Origin of the sequence: Microbacterium halophytorum (assembly GCF_002970975.1) — a bacterium.
GTDB lineage: Bacteria > Actinomycetota > Actinomycetes > Actinomycetales > Microbacteriaceae > Microbacterium > Microbacterium halophytorum.
Map to the genome: position 1 here is coordinate 173,685 of NZ_PNFA01000006.1, position 26,885 is coordinate 200,569.

Below are 26,885 nucleotides of genomic sequence, written 5' to 3' on the forward strand. Positions count from 1 at the left end.
CATGTCGACCCACGTTCTGAGCCTCCTCGTCGAGGACACCCCCGGCCTGCTCACGCGCGTCGCCGGCCTGTTCGCCCGGCGCGGCTTCAACATCAACTCCCTCGCGGTCGGCGTGACCGAGATCCCCGGCCTCAGCCGCATCACGGTCGTGGTCGACGTCGACGAGCTCCCGCTCGAACAGGTCACGAAGCAGCTCAACAAGCTGGTCAACGTGCTCAAGATCGTCGAGCTCGACCCCGACCAGTCGGTGCAGCGCGAGCACATGCTCGTCAAGGTCCGTGCAGACAATTCGTCGCGCTCCAACGTGATCGAGGTCGTCAACCTGTTCCGCGCCCGCATCGTCGACTACGCGCCGGACGCCCTCGTGATCGAGGTCACGGGCGACCAGGGCAAGGTGCAGGCGTTCCTCAAGGCCGTCGAGCCGTTCGGCATCAAGGAGCTCGCCCAGTCCGGCCTGCTCGCCCTCGGCCGCGGCAGCAAGTCGATCACCGAACGCGTGCGCCCGCTCGCCTGAGCGCACACCCTTCCGACCGGGGAGGCGCATCCGGATGCTCCTCCCGCACCACCTCCCGAAACAGATTCAACACAAGGAGAACCATGGCTGAGATCCTGTACGACGCCGACGCCGACCTGTCGATCATCCAGAGCAAGAAGGTCGCGATCGTCGGCTACGGCTCGCAGGGGCACGCCCACGCGCAGAACCTGCGCGACTCGGGCGTCGAGGTCGCCATCGCGCTCAAGGACGGGTCGAAGTCGACCCAGAAGGCCCAGGACGACGGCTTCGAGGTGAAGAGCGTCGCGGATGCCACCGCGTGGGCCGACGTCATCATGATCCTCGCGCCCGACCAGCACCAGCGCTCGATCTACTCCGAGGGCATCGCACCGAACCTGTCTGCCGGAAAGGCCCTCGCGTTCGCGCACGGCTTCAACATCCGCTTCGACCTGATCCAGGCGCCTCAGGACGTCGACGTGATCCTGATCGCCCCGAAGGCCCCCGGTCACACGGTGCGCCGCGAGTTCGTCGCCGGCCGCGGCATCCCGGACATCATCGGCGTGGAGAACGACGCATCCGGTCAGGCCTGGGCGCTCGCCCTGTCATACGCGGCCGCGATCGGCGGCACGCGCGCCGGGGTCATCAAGACGAGCTTCACCGAGGAGACCGAGACCGACCTCTTCGGCGAGCAGGCCGTGCTCTGCGGCGGCACCAGCCACCTCGTGCAGGCGGGCTTCGAGGTGCTCACGGAGGCCGGCTACCAGCCGGAGATCGCCTACTTCGAGGTGCTCCACGAGCTGAAGCTCATCGTCGACCTGATGTGGGAGGGCGGCATCGCCAAGCAGCGCTGGTCGATCTCCGACACGGCCGAGTTCGGCGATTACGTCTCGGGCCCGCGCGTGATCGACGCGAGCGTCAAGGAGCGCATGCAGGGCGTCCTGGCCGACATCCAGTCCGGCGCGTTCGCGAAGCGCTTCATCGACGACCAGGACGCCGGTGCCCCGGAGTTCACGGCGCTGCGCGAGAAGGAGGAGGGCCACCCGATCGAGAAGACGGGCAAGGAGCTCCGCTCGCTGTTCTCCTGGCAGGGCGGCGACGACGACTACGTCGAAGGCAGCGCTGCTCGTTGAGCCGCTGAAGGCGGCTCAACGAGCAGCCGGCAATGATGGCGAGCTCTGCTCGCGGCGGCGCTTCGCGCCGCACCGGAGAGGGAATGAAGCGCTCAAGGCGCGTCATTCCCTCTCCGTCATCTGTGAGGCGTACGTCTGGTGCGGGGCGAGCGCCTTCGGTGCCGCCTGACCGTCCACGGGGAGCTGTGGTGATCGGTCGTCCGGCGCCCGGCGGTTCCGCTCCGGCTATCGCGCTCTGCCGACGGCACTCGCGCCGGATCGCCTCGGCCCGGGCCCGCTCTGTTCGGCCGAAACGCCGGGGATTCCGCCGGAACAGCGATAAATCAGGCGCGGCAGAATAACGTGGGATCCATGGCATCAGCAGAAACGACCGACGCGCCCATCGAGGCCGCGGCCGAGGCGACCCCAGTGTTCTCCGATCTGGGTCTCGGCGATGCCGTGCTCCGCGCGCTGAAGGACGTCGGGTACGAGACCCCGTCGGCCATTCAGGCGCAGACGATCCCGCTCCTCCTCGGCGGCCGCGACGTGCTCGGCGTCGCCCAGACCGGAACGGGCAAGACGGCGGCGTTCGCGCTCCCCGTCCTCGACCAGCTCGACACCCGCGCGAAGGTGCCCCAGGCGCTCGTGCTCGCACCGACGCGCGAGCTCGCACTGCAGGTCTGCGAGGCGTTCGAGAAGTACGCGGCGCGGATGAAGGGCGTGCACGTGCTGCCCGTGTACGGCGGCCAGGGCTATGGTACGCAGCTCTCGGCGCTGCGCCGCGGCGTCAACATCGTCGTCGGCACCCCCGGCCGCATCATGGACCACCTGAACAAGGGCACGCTCGACCTGAGCGACCTCAAGTTCCTCGTGCTCGACGAGGCCGACGAGATGCTCAAGATGGGCTTCGCGGAGGACGTCGAGACGATCCTCGCCGAGACGCCGGCCGAGAAGCAGGTCGCGCTGTTCTCCGCGACGATGCCCGCCCAGATCCGGCGCATCTCGCAGCAGCACCTGAACGACCCGGAAGAGGTCACGGTCAAGGGCAAAACGACGACCTCGGCGAACATCTCGCAGCGCTACCTGATGGTGTCGTACCCGCAGAAGACCGACGCCCTCACGCGCATCCTCGAGACCGAGAACTTCGACGGCATGATCGTGTTCGTGCGCACGAAGAGCGAGACGGAGACGCTCGCCGAGAAGCTCCGCGCGCGCGGGTACACGGCGGCGGCGATCAGCGGCGACATCGCGCAGGCGCAGCGCGAGCGCACCGTCGACCAGCTCAAGTCGGGCAAGCTCGACATCCTCGTGGCCACCGATGTCGCGGCCCGAGGGCTCGACGTCGACCGCATCACGCACGTCGTCAACTACGACATCCCGATCGACACCGAGTCGTACGTGCACCGCATCGGCCGCACGGGCCGCGCCGGCCGCAAGGGCGACGCGATCAGCTTCGTCACGCCGCGCGAGCGCCGGATGGTGTCGTCGATCGAGCGCGCCACCCGCCAGCCGCTGACGGAGATGCAGATCCCGACGGCCGAGGACGTCAACGTCACTCGCCTGAGCCGCTTCGACGACGCCATCACGGCGGCGCTCGAGGACACCGCGCGCCTGGCGGAGTTCCGCGACATCGTGAACCACTACGTCTCGCACCACGACGTCGTCGAGTCGGATGTCGCCGCGGCGCTCGCGATGGTCGGCCAGGGGGACAAGCCCCTCCTGCTGCCGCCCGACCCGCCCAAGCGCGAGCGCAGGCAGCGCGATGACAGGGCGCCCCGCGAGGACCGCGGCCCGCGCGAGGACCGCGGCGGCCGCAGCGACCTCAAGCCGTACCGGATCGACGTCGGCAAGCGCCAGCGGGTCGAGCCGAGGCAGATCGTGGGCGCGCTCGCGAACGAGGGCGGCCTGCGCCGCGACGACTTCGGGCGCATCGACATCCGGCCGGACTTCTCGATCGTGGAGCTCCCCGCCGACCTGCCCGGCGACGTCAGGGACCGCCTGGCCGATACCCGCATCTCCGGCCAGCTGATCAACCTGCAGCCGGACTCGCGCCCGTTCCGGGCGACGGGCGGGCCGCGCCGCGGTGGCTTCCGGGACGACCGCGGCGGGTACCGGGGCAACCGCGACGACCGCGGCGGCCACCGGAACGAGCGCGACGACCGCGGCGGGTACCGCGGCAAGCGCGACGACAGGGGCGGCCACCGGAACGACCGCGATGACCGCGGCGGCTACCGCGGCGGCCGCGACGACCGTCCGCAGCGCAAGCCCCGGCACTGAGCCGCGCCGATCGAACCCCGCACGGCCCCGGCCGGCCCGCCCCGGGGGAACGGGGGCAGGCCGACCGGGGTCCTTGCGTTCGCGCGCAGGCCGACTACGGTTGCGGCATGAACGACAAGACGGCCTCAGAACTGCGCACGCTGCTCCTCGAGCGCCGGGAGGCCGTCCTCGAACGGGAGCGAGCGGGCGACGAGGCGCTCGCGATCGTGGCCGACGCGCGCAGCTTCGCCACGGCCGACGACGAGCACGACCCCGAGGGCGGAACGCTCTCGGAGGAGTGGTCGCGCGTGGCAGGCCTCGGGGCCGAGGCCGAGCGCGAGCTCGACGAGATCGACAGCGCGCTCGCCAAGCTCGACGCGGGGGAGTACGGCACGTGCGAGCAGTGCGGCAAGCGCATCCCGGTCGGCCGGCTCCGGGTCCGGCCGATGGCCGCGCGCTGCGTCGACTGCGCGTCATAGCGCGCCCCGCGCTCGGGCGCCTCGGTTCGTCGCGCCCGCCTGCGCACGGGCAGGGCGCGGTGCGGCGGGCCGAGCCGCCGGACACGCCGACGGCCGCCGACGGTCGGAGACGGCCGGGAACCGGTTGCTCCCGCCGCACGAGCGAGCAATCGCTCCGGCCGGTGCGGCCGGAGCGATTGAATCGTTTTGACGAACGTTCGGGCGGGGCGTAACGTGCCCCGAGGAAAGCGCTTGCTCAGCCAATGGCGGCGTTGAACGAGAAGGAGCCGAAGATGTCTGTCAGTACCGCGCCACCCGTGTCGTCGAAGCGAGGCCAGGGCGGCCGAGCGGCCCTCAGCGGCTGGCTCGGCAGCACCCTCGAGTACTACGACTTCTCGATCTACGCGTCCGCCGCCGCGCTCGTGTTCCCGACGGTGTTCTTCCCGAGCGAGAACGCCGCGGTCGCGATCGTCGCCTCGCTCGCGACGTACGGCGTCGGATACGTCGCACGCCCGCTCGGCGCCTTCGTGCTCGGGCACTTCGGCGACAGGTACGGGCGCAAGAAGCTGCTGGTGTTCGCGATGCTGCTGATGGGCATCTCGACGTTCCTCGTCGGCTGCCTCCCGAGCTACGCGCAGATCGGGCTGATGGCGCCGGTCATGCTCGTGGCGCTCCGCCTCGTGCAGGGATTCGCCGTGTCGGGCGAGCTCGGCGGCGCGACGACCATGATCGCCGAGCATGCGTCGAAGGAGAAGCGCGGCCTGCTGATGAGCTTCGCGCTGCAGGGCACGCAGTTCGGCAGCATCCTGGCGCAGGCGAGCTTCATCCCCCTCTCCCACTTCCTCTCCGAGGAGGACCTGCTGGCGTGGGGCTGGCGCATCCCGTTCTTCCTCAGCGCGGTCGTCGTGATCGTCGCCCTGGTCATCCGGGCCAAGCTCGACGAGACGCCCGTCTTCTCCGACAAGAAGGCGAAGACCGCCAGGATGCCCATCGTCGACCTGTTCCGCACGTCGAGCGGCGCGCTGTTCCGCGCGATCTGCATGGGCATGGCCAACGTCATCGGCACGACCGTCGTCGTGTTCGGCACCACCTACGCGACGCAGGAGGCGTACGGGGTGAACATGGACCCCGACGTGTACCTGTGGATCCCTGTCGTCGCCAACATCGTCGCGATCATCCTGATCCCCGTGTTCGGCATGGCGTCCGACAAGCTGGGCCGCCGGCCGTTCCTCGTGCTCGGGCCGCTGCTCGGCGGGCTCGTCTCCGTGCCCTACCTCTTCGTCGTCGAGGCGCACAACGTGCCGCTCACGTTCCTGCTCGCGATCCTGTCGTTCGGCATCATGTACCAGATGTTCAACGCGACGTACGCGAGCTTCTTCCAGGAGATGTTCCCGACCGAGTCGCGGGTCACGGGCTTCGCCCTCTCCCAGAACGTCGCGCTCTTCATCACGGGCCTGATGCCCTCGCTGTTCGCGATCATCGCCCCGCCGTCGAGCGAGAACGTCCCTCTGATCATCGGCGTGCTGACCTGCGTGCTGTGCGTCATCTCGGCGGCGGCGGCGTTCTTCTCGAAGGAGACGGCGCGCCAGGAGCTCTCCTGACGGCGGAAGCGCACAGGCTCGTCGGGCGGCGCCGGCGGGGCGGTGGCGCCGCCCCGCCGGCGCTCGGCATCCGCCCGGCCGCCGGATCCGGATCTCCGGGCGGGACATGCGGGCACCGGTCGCGACACGCCCGGGGTTCCTGGTATCGTTGGGTGTCGCGTGCGTGCGCGTGTGCTGGCCTGTGCGCCGGAACTGCCGCCCGCGATGCACGAAAAACCAACCATCGCCTCGGTTCGCACAGAACCGGTGCGCCCGAGACGTCGGGGCACCGCGCGCCCGAGGCCCGAGAAACACACCCTTAAGGCAAACCACTACATGACTAACGAAACGACCGCCACGGCCACCAAGCAGGTCGCGATCAACGACATCGGCTCTGCTGAGGACTTCCTGGCCGCGGTCGAGAAGACCCTCAAGTTCTTCAACGACGGCGACATCATCGACGGCACGATCGTCAAGATCGACCGCGACGAGGTCCTCCTCGACGTGGGCTACAAGACCGAGGGCGTCATCCCCTCGCGCGAGCTCTCCATCAAGCACGACGTCGACCCGAACGAGGTCGTCGAGGTCGGCGACAGCGTCGAGGCCCTCGTTCTCCAGAAGGAGGACAAGGAAGGCCGCCTGATCCTGTCGAAGAAGCGCGCGCAGTACGAGCGCGCGTGGGGCGACGTGGAGAAGATCAAGGAGAACGACGGCGTCGTCACCGGCACCGTCATCGAGGTCGTCAAGGGCGGCCTCATCGTCGACATCGGGCTCCGCGGCTTCCTGCCGGCCTCGCTCATCGAGCTGCGTCGCGTCCGCGACCTGACCCCGTACCTGGGTCAGGAGATCGAGGCGAAGATCCTCGAGCTCGACAAGAACCGCAACAACGTCGTGCTGTCGCGCCGCGCCCTCCTCGAGGAGACGCAGTCGGCCACGCGTGCGCAGTTCCTCAACGGCCTGCACAAGGGTCAGGTCCGCAAGGGCACGGTCTCGTCGATCGTCAACTTCGGTGCGTTCGTCGACCTCGGCGGCGTCGACGGTCTCGTCCACGTCTCGGAGCTCAGCTGGAAGCACATCGAGCACGCCAGCGAGGTCGTCGAGGTGGGCCAGGAGGTCACCGTCGAGGTCCTCGACGTCGACCTCGACCGCGAGCGCGTCTCCCTGTCGCTCAAGGCGACGCAGGAGGACCCGTGGCAGGTCTTCGCCCGCACGCACGCCATCGGCCAGATCACGCCGGGCAAGGTCACGAAGCTGGTTCCGTTCGGTGCGTTCGTCCGCGTCGCCGACGGCATCGAGGGCCTCGTGCACATCTCGGAGCTGTCCAACAAGCACGTCGAGCTCGCCGAGCAGGTTGTGTCGGTCGGCGAAGAGGCGTTCGTCCGCGTCATCGACATCGACCTCGACCGTCGCCGCATCTCGCTCTCGCTGAAGCAGGCCAACGACATGGTCGACCCGAACGGCACCGAGTTCGACCCGGCGCTGTACGGCATGGCGACCGAGTACGACGAGAACGGCGAGTACAAGTACCCCGAGGGCTTCGACCCCGAGACGAACCAGTGGCTCGAGGGCCACGACGAGGCTCGTCAGGCATGGGAGAACGACTACGCCGCCGCTCAGGCGCGCTGGGAGCAGCACAAGGCGCTCGTCGCCAAGGCCCTCGAGGCCGAGGCTGCGGCCGGTGACGACTTCGGCGGCCAGCCCGCCGCGGCGTCGTCGAACCCGTCGTTCGCGACGGACGCGTCGGGTGCGGGCACGCTCGCCGATGACGAGGCTCTCGCCGCTCTGCGCGAGAAGCTCGCCGGCGCGTAAGCACCGCCAGCACCGCGATTCGGGTCGGGTCCTTCGGGGCCCGGCCCGTTTCGCGTCTCCGCGGGGTACGGGCGACGCGCGGGGGAACTTCTGGATCTGCTGGGAGCTTGTTACTGTCGTGACGGATTGTCGCGTGTCTGCGTGTTGACAATCCGGAGAGCAGATGACGAAATGACAAGCACTGATACCCGAACCGCACCCGCCGTCCCCGCTTCGCCGAAACCCCGCTGGCCCGTCCTGATCGCCTCGGGCGCCGTGATCCTCGCGATCGCGATCTGGGCCATCGCCGCGCCCGACAACGCCGCCTCCGTCTTCGGGTCTGCGGTGGTCTGGGTCTCCGAGACCTTCGGCTGGTACTTCATCCTGACGGCGGCAATCGTCGTGGTCTTCATCCTCGTGGTGGCGTTCGGCCGCACGGGTTCGACCAAGCTCGGGCCGGACCACGCCAAGCCGCAGTTCAGCCTGTTCACCTGGGCATCGATGCTGTTCGCCGCGGGCATCGGCATCGACCTGATGTTCTTCGCGGTCTCCGAACCGGCGGCCCAGTACGTCCACCCGCCGACCGGCGAGGGCGAGACGATCGCCGCGGCTCGCCAGGCGATCGTCTGGACGTTCTTCCACTACGGGCCCGTCGGCTGGGCGATGTACGCGCTGATGGGCGCCGCTTTCGCCTACTTCGCCTACCGCCGCAACCTGCCCCTGAGCATCCGGTCGCTCCTGACCCCGCTGCTCGGCAAGCGCGCCGACGGGTGGGCCGGGCACTCGGTCGACGTCATCACGGTGCTCGGCACCGTGTTCGGCATCGCCACCTCGCTCGGCATCGGCGTCGTGCAGCTCAGCTACGGCATGAGCGTGATGTTCGGCACCCCGGACGGCGTGGCGATGCAGATCGCGCTGATCGCGCTCTCGGTCGTGATGGCGACGATCTCGACGGTCTCCGGCGTCGAGAAGGGCATCCGGCGTCTCTCGGAGGCCAACGTCGTGCTCGCGATCGTGCTGATCCTGTGGGTGACGGTCACGGGCGAGACGCGGCGCCTGCTCGACGGACTCGTGATGAACGTCGGCGATTTCATCTCGACGTTCCCGAACATCCTGATGACGACCTTCGCCTGGGAGCGCCCCGACGAGTGGATGCAGCTGTGGACGCTGTTCTTCTGGGCCTGGTGGGCGGCGTGGGCGCCGTTCGTCGGGCTGTTCCTCGCGCGGATCTCGCGCGGCCGCACGCTGCGCGAGTTCATCGTCGGTGTCCTCGTCATCCCGTTCGCGTTCATCGCGATCTTCACGTCGATCTTCGGCAACTCGACGCTCGAGATCATCATGGGCGGCAACGCGGGGTTCGCCGATGCCGCCGTGAACGCCCCGGAGCGGGCGTTCTTCGACCTGCTGCAGCAGTACCCGGGCGCCCCCGCGCTCGGCGGCATCGCGCTGCTGACCGGGTTCCTGTTCTACGTGACCTCGGCCGACTCGGGCGCGCTCGTGCTGTCGAGCCTCAGCTCGAAGATCGAGGACACGAAGCAGGACGGCGGCAGGCGCGTCCGGATCTTCTGGTCGGTCGCCACCGGCCTGCTCACGCTCGGCATGCTGCTCGCCGGCGGCGTTCCCGTGCTGCAGCAGGCGGCGGTCGTCATCGGCCTGCCCGTGTCCGTCCTGCTGTACCTCGTGATGATCTCGTTCTACCGCGCCCTGAGATCCGAGGCCAGGCACCGCGACGGCTACCTCTCGACGATGCCGACGCGTTACGGACCCGTCGAGACGAGCTGGCGCCGCCGCCTCAAGCGCTCGACGTCGTTCCCCGACGAGCCGCAGGTGCGCCGCTATCTCGACACGGTCGCGCAGCCGGCGCTGACCGAGGTGGTCGACGAGCTCGCGAAGGCGGGCGTCCGCGTCGAGCTCGAGGTCTGCGAGGTCGAGGGCATGGATCTACACCCGCTGCTCATCACGGCGCACTTCGGCGGCGAGGAGCAGGACTTCAGCTACCAGATCTATCCGGTCGTCCACGACATGCCGACCTTCGCCTACCGGCGGCACGGGGAGGAGGCGGCGTACTACCGCCTCGAGATCTTCACCCACACCGGTTCGCGCGGCTACGACGTGTACGGCTACACGGGCGATCAGCTCATCGCCGATGTGATCGGCCACTACGAGTCGCACCTCGAGTACCTGCGCATCGCCGCAGGCACGTCGGAGGCGACGCTGGCCGAGGCCGACAACGTCGTCATCGACTGGCAGGATGACTTCGAGGAGCCCGCCGCCGTGACGGCCGCCTCGCCCACGGTGGGCACAGGCGAGGGGGCGGGCGGCCCGGATGGTGCCGACGGCGACACAGAAGCAGACGCAACTCCCGCGCGAAAGGACACGCCATGACCGCAACCCTCTTCATCGACGGCGCCTGGGTGGGCGCCGTCGCCGGCGGAACCCGAGAGATCCGCAACCCCGCCGACGGCGAGCTCGTGGCCGTCGTCGACGAGGCCGATGAGCAGGACACGATCGCCGCGATCGCGGCGGCGCGCAGGGCCTTCGACTCGGGCGCCTGGTCGGGCGTTCCCGCGCCCGAGCGCGGTGACTTCCTGCTGCGCGTGGCCGCGGGCCTCCGCGAGCGCAAGGAGGAGTTCGCCCGTGCCGAGTCGCTCGACACCGGCAAGCGCATCGTCGAGTCGCGCATCGACATGGACGACATCGCGGCCTGCTTCGACTACTTCGGCAAGCTGGCGGGTCAGGACGCGGGGCGCATCGTCGACGCCGGCAGCGCCGACGTGTTCAGCCGCATCGAGTACTCGCCCGTCGGGGTCTGCGCGCTCATCACGCCGTGGAACTACCCGCTGCTGCAGGCGGCGTGGAAGATCGCGCCCGCCCTGGCGGCGGGCAACGCGTTCGTGCTGAAACCGGCGGAGCTGACGCCGCACACCGCGATCCTGATGATGCGGCTGCTCGAAGACCTCGGCCTGCCTGCGGGCGTCGCGAACCTCGTCCTCGGCGCCGGAGCAACGGCGGGCGGGCCGCTGTCGACCCATCCGGATGTGGACATGGTCTCGTTCACGGGCGGGCTCGTGACGGGCCGCCTGATCGCGGCGAACGCCGCCGCGACGGTGAAGAAGGTGGCGCTCGAGCTCGGCGGCAAGAACCCGAACGTGGTCTTCGCCGACGCCGACTTCGACGCGGCGGTCGACAACGCCCTGAACGCGGCGTTCGTGCACTCCGGCCAGGTGTGCTCGGCCGGCGCGCGCCTCGTGGTGGAGGAGTCGATCGCCGAGCGCTTCGTCGACGAGCTCGTCCGCCGCGCCGAGGGCATCCGGCTCGGCGGCCCGTTCGACGACGAGGCCGAGTCCGGCCCGCTCATCTCGGCCGCCCACCGCGACAAGGTGCACGCGTACGTGCAGGCGGGCATCGCCGAGGGCGCGCGGGTGCGGTGCGGCGGGGAGTTCGGGTCGGGCGAGCTCGAGAAGGGCTTCTACTACCGGCCGACCGTCATCGACAACGTCAGCCGCGGGATGTCGGTCGTGCGCGACGAGGCCTTCGGCCCGACCGTGACGGTGGAGACCTTCGCGACGGAGGACGAGGCTCTCGAGATCGCCAACGATACGTTCTACGGCCTCGCGGGGGCCGTGTGGACGCAGGACGCGGCGCGCGCGCAGCGCGTGGCTCAGCGGCTCGACCACGGCACGGTGTGGATCAACGATTTCCACCCCTACCTGCCGCAGGCGGAATGGGGCGGCTTCAAGCAGTCGGGCTTCGGGCGCGAGCTCGGCCCGACGGGCCTCGCCGAGTACCAGGAGGCCAAGCACATCTACCAGAACCTCGCGCCGGCCGTTTCCGGTTGGTTCCCCGAGCACTGATTTCCGACATCCGGATCAATTGAGGAGAGATCGTGGACACGACCCACACTTTCGACTACGTGATCGTCGGCGGCGGTTCCGCGGGTGCCGCGGTCGCCGCCCGCCTGAGCGAGGACCCGCAGGTCACGGTCGGCCTGCTCGAGGCCGGCCCGAGCGACACCGACCAGGACGTCGTGCTGCAGCTGAACCGCTGGATGGAGCTGCTCGAGTCGGGCTTCGATTGGGACTACCCGATCGAGGAGCAGGAGAACGGGAACTCGTTCATGCGGCACGCGCGGGCCAAGGTGCTCGGGGGCTGTTCGTCGCACAACTCGTGCATCGCCTTCTGGGCGCCGCGCGAGGACCTCGATGAGTGGGAGCAGCGCTTCGGCGCGACCGGGTGGGGCTCCGAGCACACGTACCCGCTGTACAAGAGGCTCGAGACGAACGACCAGCCGGGCGAGCACCACGGCCACGACGGGCCCGTGCACCTGATGAACGTGCCGCCGAACGACCCGGCCGGCGTCGCGCTGCTGGACGCGGCCGAGCAGGCGGGGATCCCGCGCGTGCAGTTCAACGACGGCACGACCGTCGTCAACGGTGCGAACTTCTTCCAGGTGAACCGCAGGGCGGACGGCACGCGTTCGTCGTCGTCGGTGTCGTATCTGCACCCGATCCTGGGCCGCGAGAACCTCACGATCCTCACGGGGCAGCACGTGAAGGAGATCGAGTTCGACGCGGACAACGCCGCGACGGGCGTGATCAGCATCGACAACGCGTTCGGGCGCCCCTCGCGGATCGGTGCGAACCGCGAGGTCGTCGTCTCGGCAGGCGCCATCAACTCGCCGCAGCTGCTGATGCTCTCGGGCATCGGCCCCGCCGACCACCTGCGCGAGGTGGGCATCGATGTGCGCGTGGACTCGCCGGGCGTCGGCTCGAACCTCGCCGACCATCCCGAGGGCGTGGTGCAGTGGGAGTCGAAGAAGAAGATGGTGCGCGATTCGACCCAGTGGTGGGAGATCGGCATCTTCGCGCCGACGGAGGAGGGCCTGGACCGCCCCGACCTGATGATGCACTACGGCTCGGTGCCGTTCGACATGCACACCTACCGCCAGGGCTACCCGACGGCCGAGGAGATGATCTGCCTCACGCCGAACGTGACGCACGCCCGTTCGCGCGGCACCGTGCGGCTGCGTTCGATCGACTACCGGGACAAGCCGAAGGTCGACCCGCGCTACTTCACGGACCCGGAGGGCCACGACATGCGGGTGATGACGGCCGGCATCCGGAAGGCGCGCGAGATCATGGCGCAGCCCGCCATGGCGGAGTGGGCAGGGCGCGAGCTCGCGCCGGGGCCCGACGCGCAGACCGACGAGGAGCTGGCGGAGTACATCCGGACGACGCACAACACGGTGTACCACCCGGTCGGAACGGTGCGGATGGGCCCGGCGGACGACGCCGGGTCGCCGCTCGACCCGCAGCTGCGCGTGAAGGGTGTGACCCGGCTCCGCGTGGTGGACGCGTCTGCGATGCCGGAGATCGTGACGGTCAACCCGAACATCACGGTGATGATGATGGGCGAGAAGTGCGCCGACCTGATCAGGGCGGAAGGCGCCTGATCGCATGCGACGGAGCGGGCCGGTGCCTTCGGGCGCCGGCCCGCTCCTCCGTTCCCCGCCGCCGCTCGCGTCGCTGGGCGCACGGGCGCGGGATAATGGGGGCATGGTGATGTGTCCGTGCGGGTGGGGCGAGTACGCCTCGTGCTGCGGCCCGCTGCACGAGGGCGAGCGCGCGGCGACGACGCCCGAGGAGCTGATGAGGTCGCGCTACGCGGCGTTCGCCAAGGGCGACGCGTTCTATCTCGCCCGCACGTGGCACCCGCGCACGCGGCCCGACGACGTCTCGGCCGATCCGTCCATCCGGTGGACGGGCCTCGACGTGCTGGCGTCGGCCTCCGACGGCGAGACGGGCACGGTCGACTTCGTCGCCCGCTACGTCGACAGTTCGGGGCCGGGCGAGCTGCGCGAGCACTCGCGCTTCGCGCGCCGCGCTGGTCGCTGGGTGTACGTCGACGGCGACGTCGGCTGAGGCCGGAGCCCGGCGTGGCCCGTCAGGCCCCGGACGCGCGCACGAAGTCGACGACGTGCGGCGCTCCGGCTTCGATCAGGTCGAGCGTCTCCTCGAAGCCGTCGCGGTCGCCGAACCAGGGGTCGCTGACGTCGGCGTCGGTCGCGCCGGGGACGAACTCCATCCAGAGGCGCGTGCGGTCGGGGTCGGCCCCGCGGCGCACGAGCGCGTCGCGGTGCTGGCGCGTCATCGCCAGGATCAGGTCGGCGGCCGCGTCGTCTGTGTCGCCCACCCAGCGGGCGGTGCGCTCGGGAACCGCGTAGCCGCGGGCGTCGAGGGCCGACGCTGCGCGCGGATCGATCGGGTTGCCGAGCTCTTCCGAGCTGATGCCGGAGGAGACGACCTCGGCGTCGACGCCGGCCTCCGCGAGCCTGTCGCGCAGCACGACCTCGGCCATGGGCGACCGGCAGATGTTCCCTGTGCAGACGGCGACGATCGTGGTGATGCTCACCCGACCCACCCTACTGCGAGCGCCCTAGGCTGGGCGCATGCCCCTCATCGCACTCACCGGCGGGATCGCCTCCGGGAAGTCCACGATCGCCCGTCGGCTCGCCTCCCGCGGCGCGGTCGTCGTCGACGCCGACGCGACGGTGCGCGAGCTGCAGGCCCCGGGGGAGCCCGTCACGCTCGCGATCGGTGAGGCGTTCCCCGGCGTCGTCGGCGCGGACGGGGTGCTCAACCGCGCGGCGCTCGGGGGCGTGGTCTTCGGCGACCCGGAGGCGCTCGCCCGCCTGAACGCGATCGTGCATCCTGCCGTGAGGTGGGAGACGCAGCGGCGCTTCGCGGATGCCTTCGCCGCCGACCCCGAGGCCGTGGTGGTCTACGACGTGCCCCTCCTCGCGGAGGCGCGGGGAACGGCGGAGTGGGACCTCGTGGTCGTCGCCGACGCGCCGGCATCGATGCGAATCGGGCGGCTCGTCACCGAACGCGGAATGGCGGAACCGGATGCCAGGGCCCGCGTGGCGAACCAGGTGGGCGACGACGAGCGCCGCGCCCTCGCCGACGTCGTGATCGACACATCCGGAACGCTCGACGAGACGCTCGCGCAGGCCGACGCGCTGTGGGAGCGGCTCTCGCGCTGACCAGCGCCGGGCCCGTGCCCCTGTCGGCGGACGTCGACGAGCGCACAGCAGCGGGAGGCGGACCCAGGGACGCACCCGGCTCTCGCGCGTGCGTCGCCGCGCTATGCCTGAGTGCGCGGGCCTCGCACCGGCACGCCAGCGGCGTGCAGGAGGCTGCGCGCCGTGCGGTCGATCTCGCGCAGCATCGTCGAGTTCGCGCCGGGCATCGGGCTGATGGCGGCGTCGTGCATCGTCTCGTCGAGCGGGAGTCCGGCGATGTGGAGCGTCGCGTCGGGCTCGCCGTGCGTGCCGATCGCGCGGTTCGTCGCCGGGTCGATGTCGATGCCGGCCGTCGGCGCCCAGCCGCCGGCACGACGCCGCACCTCGAACGGGCGCAGGCGACCGGCCGCGCTCAGCGAGCGCACCAGCGGATCGGCGCTGTCACCCGCATCGTGCGCGTGCACGAGCGCGTCGATCAGCACGGGGGCGGCCACGGCCGAGCCGTGCACGCTGGTCTCCGCGCGGAACGCGCCGCCCTCGACCGTCACCCGCGCCGCCGGTCCGATGAAGCGGACGAGGCCGGCGGCGTGCAGCGCGAGCAGCTGCTGGTTGCGGAACCAGGGCGGGCCGGAGCCGGCCTGGCCGCCGATCGACAGCAGGCGCCGGTAGCCGCGGCGGCGCGATTCGAGGTCGAAGCCGCCGAAGGTGCCGACGCGATGCGCGACGCCGCGCGCCGACGAGATCGACCACAGCGCGGCCTTCTCCGCGCTGTCGCGGCCGCGTGCGGATTCCGCGAGGTCGTGCGCCACGAACTCGGCGACCCACGCGTCGTATTCGTCGACGCTCGCGAACCGGATGCCGCGACCGGGGAACATCAGCGCGTCGAGGTCGAGGCGGTCGGCGGGGTCGTCGACCGCCGGTGCGACGGCGGCGGCGAGCGCGGCGGGGAGGTCATCCGGATCGGCCTCGGTCGCGTCGATCGCGGCGAGGGCATCCGCGAGTCGCACGGCGCCGGGGGAGACGCGGTCGAGCGTCTCGTAGTAGTCGCAGAACGCGTCGCGCACGACGAGGGGCCACAGCTCGCGGTCGAAGTCGATGGGGCGGGGGCGCGCGGCCCAGTCGACGCTGCGGGCATAGCGCTGTGGGGCCTTGGGCGGCAGTGAGCCGTACAGCGTCTTGGCGCGATACGGCACACCGCGGTGCGAGCTGACGAATAGTCGAGGCTCGCGGCCGGATGGCTCGTAGCGCAGGCCACCGGCGGCGGAATCGTCGGAGACGAAGCGCCCGCCGCGGTCGACGGTGAGCAGCGCCATGGCGTCGAAGAAGCCCATGCCGAGCCCGCGCACGATCGCGTCGGCGCCATCCGGTACGTTGTCGAGCCGCTGATCGACGGGGCTGCCCTCGCGCACCCACACGAGGCCCGCGGCGCTCGCCTGCTCGGCGAGGTGCCGCTCGGCGTCGGTCTCGGCGCGCTGGAGCCAGCCCGCAGCGACGACCGTCGCGTCGGCGGTGATCGTGACTGCGTCGAGCCGCGCGTCGGAGTGTTGAGCGTCCGTCGCAGCGGCGTGCGGTTCGGTGCGGCCTCCGTCCTCGGACACCTCCGTCGCGCCGAGACCGCGTTCTTCGGCGGCTCCGCCCGGCGCGAGGTGCAGCACGTCGCGGTCGCCGATGTTGGTGATCTCGACGACCCGCCCGATGTGCTCGTGCACGCGGATGCCGCCGGGCACCGCCGCGACGGCGCGCTCCCAGCACCACCGGATGTACTCGCCGTAGAGCGAGCGCGTCGGGTGCGACTCGGGGCGCTGCGTCTCGAGCTCGCTCCGGTAGTCATCGACCAGGCCTTCGCGGACCGCGTGCGTGCGGAAGACGCGCACATGCTCCGCGGGGATGCTCGCGATGCGGGCGCGGAGTTCCGCAGTGAACGCGTGCGACGCGTCCGGATCAGAATCCGCGCGTGCCTCTGCTTGCGGATCATCACTGTTCTGCGGTACGTCGTCCCGGTCGATGAGCACGGAACGGCCTTCGTCATCCGGGTCAGGCCCCGCATCTCTGGGGGCCGCGCCGGGGACGTCCTCCGCGAGGGCGAGCTGGCACCACTCGTACATCGTGGGGCCCTCGTGCACGGGGCCCGCCATCGCCACGGAGTCGTCGGTGAAGAGCGTCACGGCGTGCGCAAGCGTGTTCATGCACAGCTCGCGCGTCTGGTCGGTGCGCCAGATGCGGCCCGCGCCGATCTGCGTGTCGTCGACGATGTGCACATCGATGCCGTCGGGGCCGAGGCGTTCGGCGTTCGCCGCAAGGCGGTCGAGCAGCAGGACGCCGCGGGGGCCGCCGCCGACGATCGCGATGCTGGGGCGGGGCGAGGTCATTCGTCCATTCTCGCGCGCGTCGCCGCGACGGGCCGCCCCGGGCACGCGCAGATGTCGTCGTGTTTCGTCATCCGGTGCCGCGGGCGCCCGGACGGAGGGGACACGAGAGAGGGCGGTGCTCCCCCGGAGCCACCGCCCTCTCTCGGGCGCGAAGCGGGTCAGGCCCGCGTGCGCCGCGCGATCAGGAGGCTTGCGCCGCCCGCGAGCATGAGGCCCGCGGCGCCGATCGCGTACGGCAGGGTCGAGGAACCGCCGGTGACGGCGAGCTCGTCCGTGCCCGTGGAGTCGGTCTCGTCGGTCGCCGTCGTGACCTCCACATCGGTACCGGTGGGCTCTTCAGTCTCTCGGTCAGTGCCCGTGTCGGTACCGGAGTCGTCGGTGATGGTGTCGTCCGTGCCGGTGTCGTCGGTGGACGCGTCGGTACCCGTCTCGTCCGTGCCAGTGCTCGTGTCAGTGTCGTCCGAGTCGGTGCCCGTGGCGTCGGTGGACGTGTCGGTGTCGTCCGAGTCGGTACTGGTGCCATCAGTGGAGGTGTCGGTGCCGGAGTCGTCGGTGGACGTGTCGGTGTCGGTCTCGTCAGTGCCGGTGTCGTCCGTTGAGGTGTCGGTACCGGTGTCGTCGGTGGCCGTGTCGTCGGTGCTCGTGTCGGTGTCCGCCGTCTCATCCGCAGTGACGCTGAAGCTCACCGAGACCCGCTGAGTCTCTGTTCCCTCCGCCGTCTGTGTGATGTCGAGGGCGTATTCGCCGACGGGGAGAGGCTCGTCGAGCGCGAAGGACCACGTGCCGTCCTCCGCCACCGTGGTGGTTCCAGTGATCTGCGTTGAGCCCGTCAGTACGACTCCGACCGTGGCTCCAGGCGTCCCGGTGCCGGTGAGCTCGGTGGGAGCTCCCGACTCGTCGAACTCGGTCCCGTCGACGAACTCCGTGCCTTCGTCGTTGGGGGCGTCGACGATGACCTCACCGTCGTCGCCGTTGCCGAGGAAGTCTCCGACGCAGAAGTGCACTTCCGTGCCGCTGTGGCTGATGCCGGAGGGCACTCCGACCATGATCATGTACTTGCTGTCAGCGAAAGTGATGTCGGAGAGGGCGTACCTCCATGTGCCCCCGGACACGGCGAATTCGTCGTGCAGCATCAGACTGGCTTCTTCATCGCCCTGCCCCTCGTCGACGACCTGAATGACGAGGTTGCCATCGTCACTCGCCTCGGCATACGTGCCGGAGAGTACGGCGGGCACGTCGCCGTTCAGGAAGAACTTGCCTTCCGAGATCTGCTCGATGGTCGGCTTCGGCGCCGCGGCGGGCTCGCCGACGGAGAACGATAGCTTGAGGAGAAGACCGGGGCCGGGCTCGGTTCCCGGAGCCTCGATCCGGAGGAAGTAGTTCTCGTCGGCGAGTGGGACATCCGAGATGTCATAGCTCCACGAGCCCCCTGACACGGAGAAGTCGTCCTCCAGGACCATCCGACCGGTGCTCTCCGATTGGATCTGGATGCGCAGCGTGTCGTCGGACGACGCCTTCTCGTACCAACCCGTGAGGACCTCGGGCACCTCGCCGTTGGCGAAGTGATCGCCTTCGGTGATCTCGTTGACAGTGGTAGGCAGTCCCTGCGACTCGGTGGGACACACGGGCACGGACGCGACAGGGCGATCGGTCTCCGGTGCCGCGGCGGCCGCGGATGACACGAAGAAGCTGCCGAACGCGATCGCGACGGCCGCGCTGAGCGCGAGCGGGCGGGTTTTGGTCACGTTGTTCTCCAGGAGAGTGCGCGGACGATGTCGGTCGAGGACGCCGCGGCGAGGCATTCGATGCACCTCGAAGCTGCACACGGCGGGCGACCGTTCCACGCTAGGAGGTGCGCCACCTGCACCTCGCCAGGGGACTACCTAACTGTGTACCTATTCCTTCTCCGCGCGGCGCGTACTTCGGCGAGCAGCGGCCTCCGTTACGGTGGGAGAGCCGGCACATCGGCCGAGACCGCAGGGCAGATCCGCCTGCGGGGGATGACGAAGAGAGTCGGCCAGGACAAGGGATGGCTAGGTCGTGACGTCGGGACGAGCACAGCGCGAACCGCGCGAGGGCGAGCTCGACAGGGTTGCCCGGTCCGCGCTCGACGCCCGCGCGGGTCAGCGGTCGCAGCTGATCCAGATCGACGGCGGCATCGGCATCGGGAAGAGCATCTTCCTCGGCGACCTGCTCGCTTCCCTGGCGGCGGCGGGGGTCGCCGGCGATCGCCTGCTGCGCGTCACCGCCCGCCATCGGGATGCCCGCGCTCGGTTCGGGGCGCTGAGCGCCCTCCTCGAGACGATCCTTGGAGCCGAGGCGCTCGCCGATCCGGAGCAGGCCGAGGCGCGGGCGGTCGTGGCGCGACTCGCCGAGCACCTGCGCGGCAGCGAGATCGTGCTGGCCGTCGACGACGCCGACCTGCTCGCTCCGGATGAGCTCGACCTGATGAGGCAGCTCGTGCTGCTCCCGTCCGCGCCGCTGGTGACCCTGGTGCTCGCGCACCGAGACGGCGATGCGCTCGGCGAGGTGCTCGGCGCCGTGCGGAGCCGCGGAATGCTGCAGGAGCACGTCGCGCTCGGGCCTCTGAGCGACGCGGCGATCTCGGAGCTCGCGGCGGGGCTCGACGCTCGCCCGCACGATCTGGTCGTGGCGGCGTCATCCGGCAACCCGCTGTTCGCACGCGTGCTGACCGATGCCTTCCGGCGGTACCCGGAGGCTCCGGACGCGGATGAGGCCCTGCGTCGCGCTGCGCAAGGCGGGTCTGGTGTGCTCGCCGCGGTGGTGGCGGACGATCTCCGTGCGCTCGGCGCCGATGCCCGTCACGTACTCGAGGCTCTGGCGGTTGCCGGGCAGCGCGCCGATGCCGTCGAGGGTCTGTCGGGCCTGGGCCCCGAGGCGTTCGCGGCGGGCGTGCGCGAGCTGTGCGCCCGCCGGCTGCTGGCGGGGCCGGGAGCCGCCCCGCTCCATCCGGTGATCCGGTACGCCGTGATCACGAACCTCGACGCTGACATGGGGGCGAGCCTGTACCGCCGGGCGGCGGCGCTCGATGGGCTCCCGCCGCGGGAGCGCGCCGAGCACCTGGCGCTGCTGGCGGATGCCCTGAGCGACGAGGAGACGAACGACCTGGTCCAGATCGGGCGCGCCTTGTGCGAGACGGCGCCCCTCGCCGTCGCGCGATGGATGCGGTCCGTCTCACCCGAGCGCCTCGATGTCGCGTCCCGCACGACCCTCGGGCAGGCGCTGCTGCGCGGCGGTGATGCAGGTGCCGCCGCCGGCGCCCTGCTCGACGCGCTGCCGCCCGGCGCGGAGGGCGGATCCGACGCCCGCGCACCCGGTGCCGATGCCGCGGGGGCCGCGGCGCTGCTCGCGCAGGCCCAGCAATCCGCGGGGCGGCACGACGAAGCGAAGCGCGCCCTGGCCTCGCTCGGGGGCATTCCTCTCGACGCATTCACGCCCGACGTACTGCGCGAGATCGCGGACGCGTCGATGCTCATCGACGGGGCGGCGGACGCGAGGCTCCTCGGCCGCCTGTATGATGCACCCGGCGGCGAGCACCCCCTCGTCTCGCGCACCTACGAGGTGTTCGCTCTGCTGACCGAGGGCGAGACGGCAAAGGCACGGACGATGTTCACCTCGATGCCCGAGCGGTGGCTCATGGTGCCGGATGACGACCTGCCGGGCTGCCTCCTGCCGCTGGTGTTCGCGACATGGATCACCCACGTGCTCGAGCAGTACGACCGCTGCCGCGAGCTCAGCGAGCGCGGCGTCCGAGTCTCGCTCGAGCACGGCAGGGCCGATGTCCGAGCCCTGTTCCATGCCGTGCGCGCCTTCGCGCTGATGCAGCTCGGTCGGCTCACAGAATCCGACGAGGCCGCGGAGCTCGCTGTGCGCGAGGCCGAGCTCCACGGGCCGCAGGGGGCGACGGCGCTGGCGCACTCGGTGCTCGTGGTGTCGGCGCAGGCGCGGGCCGCGGCGAGCCGTGAGAACGACGAACTGAGGCGCCGCTACGAGCGCCTCGTCTCTGCCGAACTGCCGCAGATGGTGTGGTGGCGGCGCGTCGTCCTATCAGCGAGGTCGCGCGTGTCAGCGGGCCTTGGTGTGCCGGAGTCATCACCGGAGCTCATCCGGGAGCCCGTCGACGCCATGTCGGCGGTGCGGTACACGGATACGGCACGCACCGCCGCTCGCGAGGGGAACGTCGAGTTGTCTGTGCGCCTGCTCGACCAGGCCCGCGCCATCGCGGTGGATCAAGGCCTGCGCGGGCAACAGGCCATGGTCGAGGCGCAGACGGCGGAGATGATGCTGCGGTGGGGGAACGTGCTCGAGGCGAAGAACCTCCTGGCCGGGGCGCAACCGGTGTTCGCCGAGCTCGGCATGGCGATGATGCAGGGCCACGCCCAGACGCTCCTCGCGTACGCCGACGAAGCACTCGCCCGCCGCTCGGCGCGCTTCGGCGCGCTCAGCGAGCGCGAGCTGCAGGTGGCCGAGATGGTAGCGGCCGGCATGAAGAACCGCGAGATCTCGGCCCACCTCGTACTGAGCCAGCGCACCGTCGAGAACCATGTCGCGCGGGTACTGCGCAAGCTCGAGGTCGAGAACCGCTTGGAGCTCGCGGCGCTCCTGGGCGACGACGGCCGGTGATATCGCCGCCCGCTCCGGCTGTGCGCCGACCGTGAGCCGTGAGGGCTCCGGCCTCAGTGTCGGTGGTGGGGCATAGCCTGGGTTCATGCAGACGACGCGCAGCGTTCGCCCCTTCGAGGTGATCAGCGAATACCAGCCGAGCGGCGATCAGCCGAAGGCGATCGCCGAGCTGGCGGCCCGCATCAACGCGGGCGAGACCGACGTGGTGCTGCTGGGAGCGACGGGAACCGGCAAGTCCGCCACGACGGCGTGGCTGATCGAGCAGATCCAGCGCCCGACGCTCGTGCTGTCGCACAACAAGACGCTCGCGGCGCAGCTGGCGAACGAGTTCCGCGACCTGATGCCGAACAACGCGGTCGAGTACTTCGTGTCGTACTACGACTACTACCAGCCAGAGGCCTACGTGCCGCAGACCGATACGTTCATCGAGAAGGACAGCTCGATCAACTCGGAGGTCGAGCGCCTGCGGCACTCGACGACCAATGCTCTGCTGAGCCGACGCGACACCGTCGTGGTCTCCACGGTCTCGTGCATCTACGGCCTCGGCTCGCCGGAGGAGTATCTGCGCGCGCTCGTCGCCCTGCAGGTGGGCGAGCGCTACGAGCGCGATGCGATCATCCGGCAGTTCATCGCGATGCAGTACAACCGCAACGACGTCGACTTCTCGCGCGGCAACTTCCGCGTGCGCGGCGACACGATCGAGATCATCCCGGTCTACGAGGAGTTCGCGATCCGCATCGAGATGTTCGGCGACGAGATCGAGGCGCTGTACAAGCTGCACCCGCTCACGGGCGAGGTCATCGAGCAGATGGACGCGGTCGCGATCTTCCCCGCGACGCACTACGCGGCCGGAACCGACACGATCCAGCGCGCCATCAAGACGATCGAGGAGGAACTGCGCGAGCGGCTCGCGGAGCTCAACTCGCAGAACAAGCTGCTCGAGGCGCAGCGGCTGCAGATGCGCACGCAGTTCGACCTCGAGATGCTGCAGCAGATCGGTTTCTGCTCCGGCATCGAGAACTACTCGCGCCACCTCGACGGGCGCGAACCGGGCGAGCCCCCGCACACGCTGCTCGACTTCTTCCCCGACGACTTCGTGCTCGTGATCGACGAGTCGCACGTCACGGTGCCCCAGATCGGTGCGATGTACGAGGGCGACGCATCGCGCAAGCGCACTCTGGTCGAGCACGGGTTCCGCCTGCCGAGCGCGCTCGACAACCGACCCCTGCGGTGGGACGAATTCAAGGAGCGCATCGGCCAGACGGTGTACCTGTCGGCGACGCCCGGCAAGTACGAGATGGGCATCGCCGACGGCGTCGTCGAGCAGATCATCCGCCCGACGGGCCTCGTCGACCCGGAGATCGTCGTCAAGCCCTCGAAGGGGCAGATCGACGACCTGCTCGAGGAGATCCGGGTGCGGGCCGAGCGCGACGAACGCGTGCTCGTCACGACGCTGACGAAGAAGATGGCGGAGGAGCTGACCGACTTCTTCGAGGAGCACGGTGTGCGGGTGCGGTACCTGCACTCCGACGTCGACACGCTCCGCCGCGTGGAGCTGCTCACCGAGCTGCGTCAGGGCGTGTACGACGTGCTCGTCGGCATCAACCTCCTCCGCGAGGGGCTCGACCTGCCCGAGGTGTCGCTCGTGGCGATCCTCGACGCCGACAAGGAGGGCTTCCTGCGCTCCAGCACGTCGCTCATCCAGACGATCGGCCGCGCGGCGCGCAACGTCTCCGGCCAGGTGCACATGTACGCCGACGTCATGACCGACTCGCTGAACATGGCGATCGAGGAGACGAACCGCCGCCGCGAGATCCAGCAGGAGTACAACCGTGAGCACGGCATCGATCCGCAGCCGCTCCGCAAGAAGATCGCCGACATCACCGACTCGCTCGCCCGCGAGGAGGCGGACACGGCCGCGCTGCTGAACAAGCGGGGCGGTGTCAAGGGCAAGGCGCCGACGCCGGCGAAGAAGCACGAGGGGATCGCGGCGGAGGGTGCCGATCAGCTCGAGGAGACGATCGCCGACCTCACCCAGCAGATGCTCTCGGCGGCGGAGGAGCTGAAGTTCGAGCTCGCCGCCCGCCTCCGCGATGAGGTCCAGGACCTCAAGAAGGAGTTGCGCGCCATGGAGAACGCCGGCCACGCCTGAGCCCCGGCGGGCCGCTGGCACGCGAATCGCTGCGTTGGCCTCAGTCGGAGGGCGGAGCCCACCTCCTTCGGCCGCCTGGCGCTTCACGCACCAGCGACCCGCCGGTAGGTCAGGGCAGCAGTGGGATGACCTGCGCGAGGTCGACGTCGCCGATCAAGATCGGCGCCTCCGCGCGCACGCGCGGCTTCGCGTTGAAGGCGAGCCCGAGGCCGGCGGCCGCGATCATCTTCAGGTCGTTGGCGCCGTCGCCGATCGCGAGGGTGCGCTGCATCGGCACGCCGCGCTCGGCCGCCCATGCGGCCAACGACTCGGCCTTCGCTTCGGCATCGACGATCTCGCCGCGCACCTCGCCGGTCAGCATGCCGTCCGCGACCTCGAGGCGGTTCGCGCGCCACACGTCGACGCCGAGCGTCGGCGCGAGCGTGTCGAGGATCTCGTGGAAGCCGCCGGAGACGACCCCGACCTCGCCGCCCCGTTCGTGCACCGCCGCCGTCAGCTCGCGCACGCCCGGCGTCGGTTCGATGCGCTCCAGAACGCGAGCGAAGGCGCTGGTCGGCACGCCCGTCAGGGCCCCGACGCGCGAGCGGAGGCTCGTCGCGAAGTCGGTCTCGCCGCGCATCGCGGCCTCGGTCGCGGCGGCCACTTCGGCACCGCGCCCCGCTTCGTCGGCGATCAGCTCGATCACCTCGTTCCGGATGAGGGTGGAATCGGCATCGAGAACAACCAGGAAGCGCGCAGTCACAGTCAAGAACACTACCGGGCCGGCGATAGGCTTGATCGCATGGCAAGTGTGCTCGAGTTCTCCGATGTCGTCGTCCGTCGCAACGGCCGGAACATCGTCGACAGGCTGAACTGGCAGGTGAACGACGACGAGCGCTGGGTCGTGCTGGGGCCGAACGGTGCGGGAAAGACGACGCTTCTGCAGCTCGCCGACACGTTCATGCACCCGACCTCCGGCGAGGCGTCGGTGCTCGGCGAGACGCTCGGCCAGACCAATGTGTTCGAGCTCCGCCCGCGCATCGGCTTCACGTCCTCGGCGCTCGCGCGCCGCGTGCCCGCCGACGAGACGGTGCTGAACGTCGTGATGACCGCCGCCTACTCCGTCCTCGGCCGCTGGAACGAGGAGTACGAGTCGATGGACGTCGACCGTGCTCGCGAGGTGCTGGGCGACTGGGCCCTCGACCACCTCGCCGACCGCCTGTTCGGCACGCTGAGCGACGGCGAGCGCAAGCGCGTGCTGATCGCGCGTGCGATCATGACGGATCCGGAGCTGCTCCTGCTCGACGAGCCGAGCGCGAGCCTCGACCTCGGCTCGCGCGAGGTGCTGCTCGGGCTGCTGTCGACGTTCGCGAAGTCGCCGCTCACGCCGGCGATGGTGATGGTGACGCACCACGTCGAGGAGATCCCGCCGGGGTTCACCCACGTGCTGCTGCTTCGCGACGGCCAGGCGGTGAAAGCCGGACCGATCCACGACACCCTCACACGCGAGAACCTCACCGAGACGTTCGGCATGCCGATCGCCCTCGCCGAGGCATCCGGCCGCTACGCCGCCCGCGCGTACTGAGCGGCCCGCAGCCGGCACGCTCGCGGCGCGGACGCCGCACGTTCGCAGGAGCCGCTCTGTTAGAATCGTTCCTTGGCGCTCGAGGTGCGCCCGCGGCCCGCACGGGGCGTGCTTCCCTCCTCACACACCACAAGGACTTCACATGAAGAACGACATCCACCCCGAGTACAACAACATCGTGTTCCGCGACCTGGGCTCGGGCGAGACCTTCCTCACCCGCTCGACCGCCAAGAGCGACAAGACCATCGAGCTCGACGGCGTCGAGTACCCGGTGATCGACGTCGAGATCTCGTCGGCATCGCACCCGTTCTACACGGGCAAGCAGCGCATCATGGACTCGGCCGGCCGCGTCGAGAAGTTCAACCAGCGCTTCAAGGGCTTCGGCAAGTAATCCCGCCGAAAACGAGGGGTCCTGCTCCGGCAGGGCCCCTTTTCTCGTCCCCGGACGTCGGCCGGGCGTCAGATCTCGATCCGGACGGAGCCGGACGCGAAGTCGACGACCCCGGGCCCGCCGTCCGGCACGGGTGAGGGCGCGATCGTCAGCTTCTCCGCCTCGCGCGCGGCGCTCGCGTCGTACGCGCTCGGAGACCACACGGCGTCGAACGCGCCGACGGCACCCGACAGCGGGTACTTCTTCGCCAGGCGATCCGCCGGATCCGTGCGCCCCATGCTGCTCCGTCAGCGGATCGGCCAGGTGCCGTCGAGCGATTCGCCGGCCGGCAGCTTCCCGATCCTCACGAAGTACTCGGTGAGGCTGGCAGCCTGCTCGCTCGCCCACGCGACCTGCTGGTCGTGGATTCCTTCGAGCGTGTCGGCGAGCTCGTCCCCGAACCGCTCGGCGATCGCGACCGCCACCCGGCCCGCGGCGATCGCATCGGCCGAGGCTTCGTGCGCGTCGTCGAGCGCGACGCCGTAGTGCGCGGCCACGAGATCGAGCGTGCGCTTGCCCTTGCGGTAGCGATCGAGCGCCTTGTCGATCACGAACGGGTCGACGACCGGCCGCGGGTCGGCGATCGGCTCCGCGCCGTGGCGCACCGCCTCGTGGCGCAGCAGCGACAGGTCGTAGGACGCGTTGTATGCCACGAGGGGAATCCCCTCGGAGAGGAGGCCGCGGAGCGTATCGGAGATCTCGGCGACGACCTCCGCCGCCGGGCGCCCCTCGGAGCGCGCCCTCTCGGTCGTGATGCCGTGCACGGCGGCGGCGCCAGCGGGGATCTCGATGCCGGGGTCGGCGAGCCAGTGGTGCGAGCGCAGCACGGCGCCGCTCGAATCGATCAGGCCGATGAACGCCGTCACGATGCGATCGTCCGCGACGTCCACGCCCGTCGTCTCGAGGTCGAAGACCGCCACCAGGTCGAACAGTCCGGAGGGCGCATCGGGGGTGCCGAGCGCGGGTCCGCGACCGGTCGCTGGTGCGCCCGACGTCGCGCCGCGCGGCGGCGCAGGCTCCT

Annotated in this window: 21 protein-coding genes; 15 read left to right on the forward strand and 6 right to left on the reverse strand. The window is 70.2% G+C overall.

The window, feature by feature from the left end:
• Nucleotide 1 precedes the first annotated feature (1 nt).
• From ilvN to C0010_RS08030, 10 genes are all read left to right on the forward strand, one after another.
• Nucleotides 2–514, forward strand: coding sequence for an acetolactate synthase small subunit (gene ilvN, locus C0010_RS07985; protein ID WP_105566532.1), 513 nt, complete (start codon nt 2–4; stop codon nt 512–514).
• Nucleotides 515–597: 83 nt separating this feature from the next.
• Nucleotides 598–1,623, forward strand: a complete 1,026-nt coding sequence (gene ilvC / locus C0010_RS07990) for a ketol-acid reductoisomerase (RefSeq protein ID WP_105566533.1) — start codon at nt 598–600, stop codon at nt 1,621–1,623.
• 351 nt (nt 1,624–1,974) lie between these two features.
• A complete protein-coding gene (locus C0010_RS07995; protein ID WP_105566534.1) occupies nt 1,975–3,879 on the forward strand; it encodes a DEAD/DEAH box helicase in 1,905 nt (634 codons plus the stop codon).
• Between the two features lie 107 nt (nt 3,880–3,986).
• Nucleotides 3,987–4,337, forward strand: a complete 351-nt coding sequence (locus tag C0010_RS08000) for a TraR/DksA family transcriptional regulator (RefSeq protein WP_105566535.1) — start codon at nt 3,987–3,989, stop codon at nt 4,335–4,337.
• Between the two features lie 272 nt (nt 4,338–4,609).
• On the forward strand, nt 4,610–5,917 hold the full coding sequence (locus tag C0010_RS08005) for an MFS transporter (protein ID WP_158685379.1): 1,308 nt from the start codon (nt 4,610–4,612) through the stop codon (nt 5,915–5,917).
• A 315-nt stretch (nt 5,918–6,232) separates the two neighbouring features.
• Nucleotides 6,233–7,705: a 30S ribosomal protein S1 gene (rpsA, locus tag C0010_RS08010; protein ID WP_105566537.1), complete on the forward strand. Its 1,473-nt coding sequence runs from the start codon at nt 6,233–6,235 to the stop codon at nt 7,703–7,705.
• Between the two features lie 171 nt (nt 7,706–7,876).
• Nucleotides 7,877–10,069 carry a choline BCCT transporter BetT gene (betT, locus tag C0010_RS08015; protein WP_105566538.1) on the forward strand — a complete coding sequence of 731 codons (2,193 nt, stop codon included), beginning with the start codon at nt 7,877–7,879 and terminating at the stop codon, nt 10,067–10,069.
• Complete coding sequence (locus C0010_RS08020; RefSeq protein WP_105566539.1) at nt 10,066–11,538, forward strand: aldehyde dehydrogenase family protein; 1,473 nt, start codon at nt 10,066–10,068, stop codon at nt 11,536–11,538. The genes betT and C0010_RS08020 overlap by 4 nt, the downstream gene beginning before the upstream one ends.
• A gap of 32 nt (nt 11,539–11,570) precedes the next feature.
• Nucleotides 11,571–13,136: a GMC family oxidoreductase gene (locus tag C0010_RS08025; protein WP_105566540.1), complete on the forward strand. Its 1,566-nt coding sequence runs from the start codon at nt 11,571–11,573 to the stop codon at nt 13,134–13,136.
• A 103-nt stretch (nt 13,137–13,239) separates the two neighbouring features.
• Nucleotides 13,240–13,605 carry a YchJ family protein gene (locus tag C0010_RS08030; RefSeq protein WP_105566541.1) on the forward strand — a complete coding sequence of 122 codons (366 nt, stop codon included), beginning with the start codon at nt 13,240–13,242 and terminating at the stop codon, nt 13,603–13,605.
• Between the two features lie 22 nt (nt 13,606–13,627).
• On the opposite strand, the gene C0010_RS08035 is transcribed toward C0010_RS08030, so the two are convergent.
• Nucleotides 13,628–14,095, reverse strand: coding sequence for a low molecular weight protein-tyrosine-phosphatase (locus C0010_RS08035; protein WP_232531824.1), 468 nt, complete (start codon nt 14,093–14,095; stop codon nt 13,628–13,630).
• Between the two features lie 37 nt (nt 14,096–14,132).
• On the opposite strand from C0010_RS08035, the gene coaE reads away from it, so the two are divergent.
• The gene (gene coaE, locus C0010_RS08040; protein WP_105566542.1) at nt 14,133–14,726 is read left to right on the forward strand and encodes a dephospho-CoA kinase; all 594 of its coding nucleotides are present in this window, start codon (nt 14,133–14,135) and stop codon (nt 14,724–14,726) included.
• A gap of 101 nt (nt 14,727–14,827) precedes the next feature.
• Here coaE and C0010_RS08045 read toward each other — a convergent pair whose 3' ends face one another.
• Nucleotides 14,828–17,074, reverse strand: coding sequence for an FAD/NAD(P)-binding protein (locus tag C0010_RS08045; RefSeq protein WP_105566543.1), 2,247 nt, complete (start codon nt 17,072–17,074; stop codon nt 14,828–14,830).
• Nucleotides 17,075–17,232: 158 nt separating this feature from the next.
• Nucleotides 17,233–18,819, reverse strand: a complete 1,587-nt coding sequence (locus C0010_RS08050; protein WP_158685381.1) for an Ig-like domain-containing protein — start codon at nt 18,817–18,819, stop codon at nt 17,233–17,235.
• 295 nt (nt 18,820–19,114) lie between these two features.
• Here C0010_RS08050 and C0010_RS08055 point away from each other — a divergent pair, with 295 nt between their 5' ends.
• Both C0010_RS08055 and uvrB read left to right on the forward strand, forming a co-directional pair.
• On the forward strand, nt 19,115–21,718 hold the full coding sequence (locus tag C0010_RS08055) for a helix-turn-helix transcriptional regulator (protein ID WP_105566545.1): 2,604 nt from the start codon (nt 19,115–19,117) through the stop codon (nt 21,716–21,718).
• An 85-nt stretch (nt 21,719–21,803) separates the two neighbouring features.
• Nucleotides 21,804–23,870 carry an excinuclease ABC subunit UvrB gene (gene uvrB, locus C0010_RS08060; protein ID WP_105566546.1) on the forward strand — a complete coding sequence of 689 codons (2,067 nt, stop codon included), beginning with the start codon at nt 21,804–21,806 and terminating at the stop codon, nt 23,868–23,870.
• A gap of 109 nt (nt 23,871–23,979) precedes the next feature.
• Here uvrB and serB read toward each other — a convergent pair whose 3' ends face one another.
• Nucleotides 23,980–24,618, reverse strand: a complete 639-nt coding sequence (serB, locus tag C0010_RS08065) for a phosphoserine phosphatase SerB (RefSeq protein WP_105566626.1) — start codon at nt 24,616–24,618, stop codon at nt 23,980–23,982.
• A 33-nt stretch (nt 24,619–24,651) separates the two neighbouring features.
• Between serB and C0010_RS08070 the strand changes: the two genes are divergently transcribed.
• Together C0010_RS08070 and C0010_RS08075 are read left to right on the forward strand one after the other, a co-directional pair.
• Nucleotides 24,652–25,434 carry an ABC transporter ATP-binding protein gene (locus tag C0010_RS08070; RefSeq protein ID WP_105566547.1) on the forward strand — a complete coding sequence of 261 codons (783 nt, stop codon included), beginning with the start codon at nt 24,652–24,654 and terminating at the stop codon, nt 25,432–25,434.
• 142 nt (nt 25,435–25,576) lie between these two features.
• Nucleotides 25,577–25,825: a type B 50S ribosomal protein L31 gene (locus tag C0010_RS08075; protein ID WP_105566548.1), complete on the forward strand. Its 249-nt coding sequence runs from the start codon at nt 25,577–25,579 to the stop codon at nt 25,823–25,825.
• Between the two features lie 68 nt (nt 25,826–25,893).
• Here the strand turns inward: C0010_RS08075 and C0010_RS08080 are convergent, their stop codons facing one another.
• Nucleotides 25,894–26,103, reverse strand: coding sequence for a hypothetical protein (locus C0010_RS08080; protein ID WP_105566549.1), 210 nt, complete (start codon nt 26,101–26,103; stop codon nt 25,894–25,896).
• Nucleotides 26,104–26,112: 9 nt separating this feature from the next.
• Entirely contained in the window at nt 26,113–26,796 is a 684-nt protein-coding gene (locus tag C0010_RS08085; RefSeq protein WP_232531846.1) for a 3'-5' exonuclease, read from the reverse strand.
• Between the last annotated feature and the right edge of the window lie 89 nt (nt 26,797–26,885).

Bases quoted from the DNA above. Each gene is read 5' to 3' on its own strand.
- C0010_RS08075 (WP_105566548.1), top strand. From the start codon at position 25,577: ATGAAGAACGACATCCACCCCGAGTACAACAACATCGTGTTCCGCGAC.
- C0010_RS08030 (WP_105566541.1), top strand. From the start codon at position 13,240: ATGGTGATGTGTCCGTGCGGGTGGGGCGAGTACGCCTCGTGCTGCGGC.
- C0010_RS07995 (WP_105566534.1), top strand. From the start codon at position 1,975: ATGGCATCAGCAGAAACGACCGACGCGCCCATCGAGGCCGCGGCCGAG.
- C0010_RS08070 (WP_105566547.1), top strand. From the start codon at position 24,652: ATGGCAAGTGTGCTCGAGTTCTCCGATGTCGTCGTCCGTCGCAACGGC.
- C0010_RS08000 (WP_105566535.1), top strand. From the start codon at position 3,987: ATGAACGACAAGACGGCCTCAGAACTGCGCACGCTGCTCCTCGAGCGC.
- rpsA (WP_105566537.1), top strand. From the start codon at position 6,233: ATGACTAACGAAACGACCGCCACGGCCACCAAGCAGGTCGCGATCAAC.
- coaE (WP_105566542.1), top strand. From the start codon at position 14,133: ATGCCCCTCATCGCACTCACCGGCGGGATCGCCTCCGGGAAGTCCACG.
- betT (WP_105566538.1), top strand. From the start codon at position 7,877: ATGACAAGCACTGATACCCGAACCGCACCCGCCGTCCCCGCTTCGCCG.
- uvrB (WP_105566546.1), top strand. From the start codon at position 21,804: ATGCAGACGACGCGCAGCGTTCGCCCCTTCGAGGTGATCAGCGAATAC.
- C0010_RS08045 (WP_105566543.1), bottom strand. From the start codon at position 17,074: ATGACCTCGCCCCGCCCCAGCATCGCGATCGTCGGCGGCGGCCCCCGC.
- ilvC (WP_105566533.1), top strand. From the start codon at position 598: ATGGCTGAGATCCTGTACGACGCCGACGCCGACCTGTCGATCATCCAG.
- C0010_RS08005 (WP_158685379.1), top strand. From the start codon at position 4,610: ATGTCTGTCAGTACCGCGCCACCCGTGTCGTCGAAGCGAGGCCAGGGC.
- C0010_RS08020 (WP_105566539.1), top strand. From the start codon at position 10,066: ATGACCGCAACCCTCTTCATCGACGGCGCCTGGGTGGGCGCCGTCGCC.
- ilvN (WP_105566532.1), top strand. From the start codon at position 2: ATGTCGACCCACGTTCTGAGCCTCCTCGTCGAGGACACCCCCGGCCTG.
- C0010_RS08080 (WP_105566549.1), bottom strand. From the start codon at position 26,103: ATGGGGCGCACGGATCCGGCGGATCGCCTGGCGAAGAAGTACCCGCTG.